General features: G+C 59.7%; 5 protein-coding genes. 3 read left to right on the forward strand and 2 right to left on the reverse strand.

Going from position 1 to position 6,818, the window contains the following annotated elements; translation table 11 throughout:
* Together AC1DH9_RS18035 and AC1DH9_RS18040 are read left to right on the forward strand one after the other, a co-directional pair.
* Window positions 1-1,102 (forward strand): peptidylprolyl isomerase (locus AC1DH9_RS18035; RefSeq protein WP_477808524.1); only part of this gene is annotated, 1,102 nt, incomplete at its 5' end.
* Between the two features lie 272 nt (window positions 1,103-1,374).
* Window positions 1,375-2,241 carry a DUF2242 domain-containing protein gene (locus AC1DH9_RS18040; protein WP_427545302.1) on the forward strand — a complete coding sequence of 289 codons (867 nt, stop codon included), beginning with the start codon at window positions 1,375-1,377 and terminating at the stop codon, window positions 2,239-2,241.
* 359 nt (window positions 2,242-2,600) lie between these two features.
* Here AC1DH9_RS18040 and AC1DH9_RS18045 read toward each other — a convergent pair whose 3' ends face one another.
* Together AC1DH9_RS18045 and AC1DH9_RS18050 are read right to left on the reverse strand one after the other, a co-directional pair.
* On the reverse strand, window positions 2,601-3,641 hold the full coding sequence (locus AC1DH9_RS18045) for an AraC family transcriptional regulator (protein ID WP_427545304.1): 1,041 nt from the start codon (window positions 3,639-3,641) through the stop codon (window positions 2,601-2,603).
* 3 nt (window positions 3,642-3,644) lie between these two features.
* On the reverse strand, window positions 3,645-4,775 hold the full coding sequence (locus tag AC1DH9_RS18050; protein ID WP_427545306.1) for a nitrilase-related carbon-nitrogen hydrolase: 1,131 nt from the start codon (window positions 4,773-4,775) through the stop codon (window positions 3,645-3,647).
* Window positions 4,776-4,985: 210 nt separating this feature from the next.
* On the opposite strand from AC1DH9_RS18050, the gene AC1DH9_RS18055 reads away from it, so the two are divergent.
* The coding region (locus AC1DH9_RS18055; RefSeq protein WP_477808525.1) for a 2,4-dienoyl-CoA reductase FMN-binding domain-containing protein at window positions 4,986-6,818 on the forward strand (1,833 nt) is incomplete at its 3' end.

Genomic DNA, 6,818 nt, shown 5'->3' on the forward strand with positions numbered 1-6,818 from the left:
GTATCAGAAAGAAACCGCGAACCTGGCCGAACAGCGCCGGGCTGCGCACATTCTGATCGAAGTGAATGACAAGGTGAACGAGGCGCAAGCCAAGGCGAAGATCGAGGAGATTCAGGCGCGTCTGGCCAAGGGTGAAAGCTTCGAGGCGCTGGCCAAGGAGTTCTCGCAGGATCCAGGTTCGGCTGCCAACGGCGGTGACCTCGGTTACGCTGGCCCGGGCGTTTACGACCCGGCCTTTGAGAAAGCGCTGTATGCGCTGGGCAAGGACCAGGTGTCGGCGCCGGTGCACACTGACTTCGGTTTCCACTTGATCAAGCTGTTGGGCGTTGAAGCACCGCAAGTGCCGAGCTTCGCCAGCCTGAAAGACAAGCTGACCAAGGAACTGAAAACCCAACAGGTCGAGCAGCGTTTTGTGGATGCGACCAAGCAGTTGGAAGATGCCGCGTTCGAAGCCTCCGATCTGGCTCAACCCGCTGCGGACCTGAAACTGACCGTCCACACGTCCGCACCGTTTGGCCGTGAAGGTGGTGAAGGTATCGCGGCCAACCGTGCCGTGGTCACTGCTGCGTTCAGCCCGGAAGTGCTGAATGAAGGTGCGAACAGCACCGGCATCGAGCTGGATCCGGAAACTGTTGTGGTGCTGCGTGCCAAAGAGCATCGCAAGCCTGAACAGCTGCCACTGGAAAGCGTTGCTGCGAGCATTCGCGTGCAATTGACCAAGGAGCACGCCAGTGCCGCTGCCAAGACCAAGGCTGATGAGCTGATCGCCAGTCTGCGTGATGGCAAGACGCCGCTTGATAGCCAGAGCTGGAAAGTCACCCACGCGGCAACACGTGCTCAGGAAGGGGTTGACCCAACCGTACTGCAAGCGTTGTTCCGCATGCCCAAGCCTGCAGCCAAGGACAAGCCGACTTTCAGCAGCGTGACCCTGCCTGACGGTAGTCTGGTGATCGTGCGCCTGAACGGTGTGAGCGAAGCCGCAGCGCCTTCTGAAGAAGAGAAGGCACAGTATCGTCGCTTCCTCGCGTCGCGCGTTGGCCAGCAAGACTTTGCGGCCTATCGCAAGCAGTTGGAGAGCCAGGCGGACATCAAGCGTTACTGATGCCTGACTGACCCGTTAGTGGTAAACAAAGACCCTGGCCGAAAGGCCGGGGTCTTTTGTTTTGTGCGGCTCGACGGTCGACTGAATTCTTTGGCCATCCAGTCAGCGCGCAGCGGGCAGATTACGGGTGTTCATCGATCATTTGTGGCTGCGACTTTTTCCGGTAAACGAAGGTCAGTAAACTTGTATCGTTTACAAGACACTAATCCATGCGCCGTTACGGGGTGATCTGTTGCACAATAGGCCCCGGATCGTTTTCTTCAGGATGTTCAATGTTCAAATCATTCCATGTGCGTGCCGCCGGGCTGGCGTTGGTACTGGCTGCAGCAGCCGGTTGTACCAAGGAACAGGCCATCTATGAGCATGAAAATTTCGATGATTCCGGGACGTTTTCGCGCAAATACCCGGTTACCGATGTTGCTTCCTGCGAGGCCGCCCGTCGGGCGTTGTTGAGCCAGGGCTACATCATCACCAGCACTGACCCGAAACTGGTCAGCGGTCACAAGAGTTTTCAGCAGACCGGCGACACGCATATGGAGATCAGCTTCAACGTGGTCTGCGCCGAAGACAGCAAGCATCACGCGACGATGTTCGCCAATGCCTTGCAGGACCGCTACGCGCTGAAGAAAACCAACAACTCTGCCAGCCTTGGTGTCGGTGTGTTGGGCTCGGTGTCGATGCCGATTGGTTCTTCCGATGATTCGATGGTCAAGGTTGCCAGTGAAACCGTGTCCTCCGGGAAGTTCTACGAGCGGTTTTTCACCCTGGTCGAGCTGTTCCTGCCGCCTGAGGTGAAGAAAGAGGCGCATATCGTCGAGAAGCCAAAGGCCGATCTGGGTGTGCCTGAACCCGCAGCAGCCCCTGCAGCGCCAACATCCACGCCTGCAGCGACGCCAGCGCCAACTCCAGCGCCGGCCGTGCCAGCGCCTGCCGAGCCGGCGAAGGCTGCACCAGCGCCAGCGGAGAGTGCGCCGATAGAGCCTATATCCGCCGCATCGGCGCCTGCAGCGGCGTCTATTGCACCTGTGAGCAATGCCGAGCCGACACCGGTGTCTGAAGTCGTCACGCCACCGGCGAATTCGAGTTCATTGCCGGCGCCGACCGAGCCAATTCCGGCACTGCCATCGTCCGGCAAGTAATCAGAAGTCGAGCACTGTAGGGTCAATGGCYGATCCTGCAGTGTTTCTTCAGATGCATCTGCGCCACCAGAGGCTGATTTTCTTCAGCTTTTATTCAAAGTCCCCCGTGATAAATTCTTGAGTGCCTGCTACGTTTTACTAGCAGGAACGTTGCGCTGTGCCCGCGTCATTTTTCTTTCATACGGGCACTTTATGCTGAGGGCGAAGGTCATTGGCATAACGGTTTAACTCGACTCAAAAGGACATCTCTATGGACGATTACCAAGAAGAGCTGCTTGAATACCAGGCGTTTGAACTGGACCCTCTGGAGCCAGCCGAAGACGCCACCGAGTTGTAACAAAGCAGCTGCAGGCCGGCCGTCAGGCTGATTGCCTGTGACTGCGACGGAACTCGCCAGGTGTCTGGTTGTTCCAGCGTTTGAAGGCGCGCTGAAAGGCTTCGGCCGAGGCAAACCCCAGCAGGTAGGCGATCTCGCCAAAGGCCAGTTCCGTGTCACGGATGTAGGTCATGGCCAGATCGCGGCGAGTGTCGTTGAGAATCGCGCGAAACTGCGTACCCTCTTCGGCGAGCTTGCGACGCAAGGTCCAGGTCGGCAGCTTCAGGCGTGCCGCCACTTCTTCCAGGTCGGGTTCTCGACCCCCATTGAGCAACGGCCCCAGCAACTGAGTGATGCGTTCACGCAGGCTGCGGGTGCGGGTCAATTGTTCCAGTTCCCGTTCACACAGCTTGAGCAGTAGACGCCAGGTACTCGGACAGTGCTCGGGGTTGCGCAGTGCCAGGCTGGCCTGACTCAGCCTTAGTTGGTTGTGCTCGGCACCAAACTGGATCGGACAATCACCCAGCAGTGCATAGCGCTCGCGGTAATCCGGCTCGGCAAACTCGATGTCGATGCATTCGGCGCGCAGCGGCTGGCGGCACAGGCTGGATAACTGCTGCAACCAGCTGGCGATGATCGAATCCACCACAAAGCGGTTATAGGTGTTGTACGGACTGATGGAATAGAACCGTAGCCATGCACCCTGGGTATCTTCATGAAAACTCGACTGGCCGCGGTAATTGGAGCCATACAGGGCCTCGAAGCGAATCAGGCAACGCGCCGCTTCGCGCACGGTTGGCGCCTGAGCGGCAGTCACGCCGGCCAGCCCGACCTGGCTGAGGCGGCTGAGCTGACCCATACGCAGGCCCAGCGCCGGGTCGCCGGTCAGTTGAATGGCCGCGTGGCCCAGGCGCATGTAGCGCGGGATCGACAGCCGCGCGCCGGCTTCGGCTAACCGCGCGGAGTCGAGTCCGTATTGTTCCAGCAGCGGCTGCGGGTCCAGACCGTGGCTGGACACAGCGTCAGCCAGGCTATGGACGAAGCCGACTGACAGATCTCCGAGGCGCATCGGCTGTGGTTTCATCACTTACAACCAGATATTGAGCAAACGTGCGCCGCGGGCTTCGCGGTCGGCGAAGTGTTGGCCGTTGCTGCTGAGAAAGCTCTGGCCGGCGCTGCCCTGATCCCAGAATTGTCCACGCAGGAACACGCTGACACCAGCACCGGCCTGACTGACCGGGCGCTGACTGGTCAACGTCAGGCGATGCCAGGCCTGACCTTCGCTGAGCGAGCCGGGCTGGAGGCCGATTTCGCTCGGGGTCGATGGCCCTTTGTCTCCGCGCCAAGGCTTGTCCCAGGCGTTTCGGCCGATGATAAAGGCCGGCACGGCGATCAACTGAGCGCCCTGATCATTGAGTTTGCGATAGTTGTCCGGGTACCAGCTGTCGTTGCCGATCAATACGCCCAGGCGTCCGGCCGGGGTGTCGATGACATTGATCGCTTGATTGGCGCTCGGCTGGATATAGCCTCGATGAACGAAGGCCGGGCTCAGTTGGCGCTGCGGTTGGCCAATCGGTAAACCATCGCGACCGAACACCAGGCTGCTGTTGTACAACGCACCACGACCGATTTTCAGCGTGCCGTCGCTGACACTGGGGTCGGGCAACACGATGCTGCCCGCCACCAGGGTGATGCCGAACTCATTGGCCAGCCCACCGAACAGCGCCTGGTACTGCCGGGCCATGCTTTTGGCTTTCATCCGCAGGTGCGCGTCATCCAGGCGGTTGTCGCCCTTGGCGCTGATCAATGCGCGCAAAAAGCTCAGGGGATTGCTCACCGCCAGCCAATTCATGGCTTCGTCCAGCGTGCCGGCTTGATACAGCTCGTCTTTCTCGCCGCTGAGCATCAGCCAGGTACCGATGTGTTCCGGCAGTACGACGATGGTCTTTTCGTTCAGCAGGCCTTGTTCGCGAGCCTGCTGCAGATAGGCTGCGAGCTTGCGGTGCAGGTGCTCGGGGCTTTGATAATCGGTGGGGAACAACTCGGGCTGGATGCCCAGCAGGTTGCCGCGATCGGCAGGAACGCCCTGGTTAACGGCGAGGTTGATGCGCAGGTCCGAGAGGTAATGGCCAACCGGGCGATCAGCGGCCCACATTGCGTAAGCGGCGATGAGGGCGACAAATGCCATGGTGACGGTCAGATAAAGAAGTTTGCGCATGGGGAAACAATAAGCGGCCTTGTGCAGGATTCGCCGACTAGGGTAGGCCCCATGCCGAGGAATGCCAAGTGGTGCTGCGCGTTTGGATCAATAAGTTGTCAGTTACGGTCATTGAGCGATGACAGGCCTGCTCTTAGTCTGTGGCACATAACCGATGGGTGCCAAAGAGCGCCCGCACTTTTTCCGTGATCGTTCGTTGTGGAGCTATCGATGACCGCCGCTCATTACCCGCACCTGCTGGCCCCGCTGGACCTGGGTTTTACCACGCTGCGTAACCGCACCCTGATGGGCTCGATGCACACTGGCCTGGAGGAGAAACCTGGCGGTTTTGAGCGTATGGCGGCGTACTTCGCCGAACGTGCTCGCGGTGGCGTTGGCCTGATGGTTACGGGCGGTATTGGTCCGAACGATGAGGGCGGGGTGTACTCCGGCGCTGCCAAGCTGACCACTCTCGATGAAGCGCTCAAGCACCAGATCGTCACGCGTGCCGTGCATGAGGCAGGTGGCAAGATTTGCATGCAGATTCTTCACGCCGGGCGTTATGCCTACAGCCCGAAACAGGTCGCACCGAGTGCGATCCAGGCACCGATCAATCCGTTCAAACCCAAAGCGCTGGACGAGGAAGGCATCGAGAAGCAGATCAACGACTTCGTCACGTGTTCGAGCCTGGCGCAAAAAGCCGAGTACGACGGTGTCGAGATCATGGGCTCGGAAGGTTATTTCATTAACCAGTTCCTCGCAGCCCACACCAACCACCGCACTGATCGCTGGGGCGGCAGCTATGAAAACCGTATGCGCCTGCCGGTGGAAATCGTTCGTCGCGTACGCGAAGCGGTAGGCCCGAATTTCATCATCATTTTCCGTCTGTCGATGCTCGATCTGGTGGAAGGCGGCAGCACCTGGGAAGAAATCGTTCAGTTGGCCAAGGCCATTGAACAGGCGGGCGCAACCATCATCAACACAGGGATCGGCTGGCACGAAGCGCGGATTCCAACCATCGCCACCAAGGTTCCACGTGCCGCGTTCAGTAAGGTCACGGCCAAGTTGCGCGGGGAGGTAGGTATTCCGCTGATCACCACCAACCGCATCAACACCCCGGAAGTCGCCGAGCAGATCCTCGCTGAAGGTGATGCCGACATGGTGTCGATGGCGCGGCCGTTCCTCGCGGACCCGGAGTTCGTCAACAAGGCCGCCGCCGGACGCGCTGATGAAATCAACACSTGYATCGSCTGCAACCAGGCCTGCCTGGACCACACCTTCGGCGGCAAATTGACCTCGTGCCTGGTGAACCCGCGGGCGTGCCATGAAACCGAGCTCAATTACTTGCCGGTGCAGCAGATCAAGAAAATTGCCGTGGTTGGCGCTGGCCCTGCGGGTTTGTCCGCGGCCACCGTGGCTGCCGAGCGCGGTCATCAAGTGACGCTGTTCGATTCTGCCAGCGAAATCGGCGGTCAGTTCAACGTCGCCAAGCGTGTGCCGGGCAAGGAAGAGTTCTTCGAAACCCTGCGCTACTTCAAGCGCAAGTTGCAGACCACGAATGTCGAGGTATGCCTGAACACGCGGGTCGATGTCGCGCAGTTGGTGGATGGCGGTTATGACGAGGTGATTCTGGCCACCGGTATCGCGCCGCGTGTGCCGGCGATTCCGGGCGTCGAGAATGCCAAGGTACTGAGCTACCTGGACGTGATCCTTGAGCGCAAGCCGGTMGGCAAGAACGTTGCGGTGATTGGCGCCGGCGGTATCGGTTTTGACGTCTCGGAGTTCCTCGTGCATCAAGGCGTCGCCACCAGCCAGGACCGCGAAGCGTTCTGGAGAGAGTGGGGCATCGATACTCACCTTGAGGCTCGTGGCGGTGTCGCCGGGATCAAGGCCGAGCCTCACGCGCCGGCACGTCAGGTGTTCCTGTTGCAGCGCAAGACATCCAAGGTCGGCGACGGTTTGGGCAAGACTACCGGCTGGATTCACCGCACGGGGCTGAAGAACAAGCACGTACAGATGCTCAACAGCGTCGAGTACCTGAAGATCGATGACGAAGGCCTGCAC

The sequence above is a fragment of the Pseudomonas sp. 05T35 genome, assembly GCF_056396605.1.

Coding starts and splice junctions, on each gene's coding strand:
- AC1DH9_RS18040 (WP_427545302.1), top strand. CDS start 1,375: ATGTTCAAATCATTCCATGTGCGTGCCGCCGGGCTGGCGTTGGTACTG.
- AC1DH9_RS18045 (WP_427545304.1), bottom strand. CDS start 3,641: ATGAAACCACAGCCGATGCGCCTCGGAGATCTGTCAGTCGGCTTCGTC.
- AC1DH9_RS18050 (WP_427545306.1), bottom strand. CDS start 4,775: ATGCGCAAACTTCTTTATCTGACCGTCACCATGGCATTTGTCGCCCTC.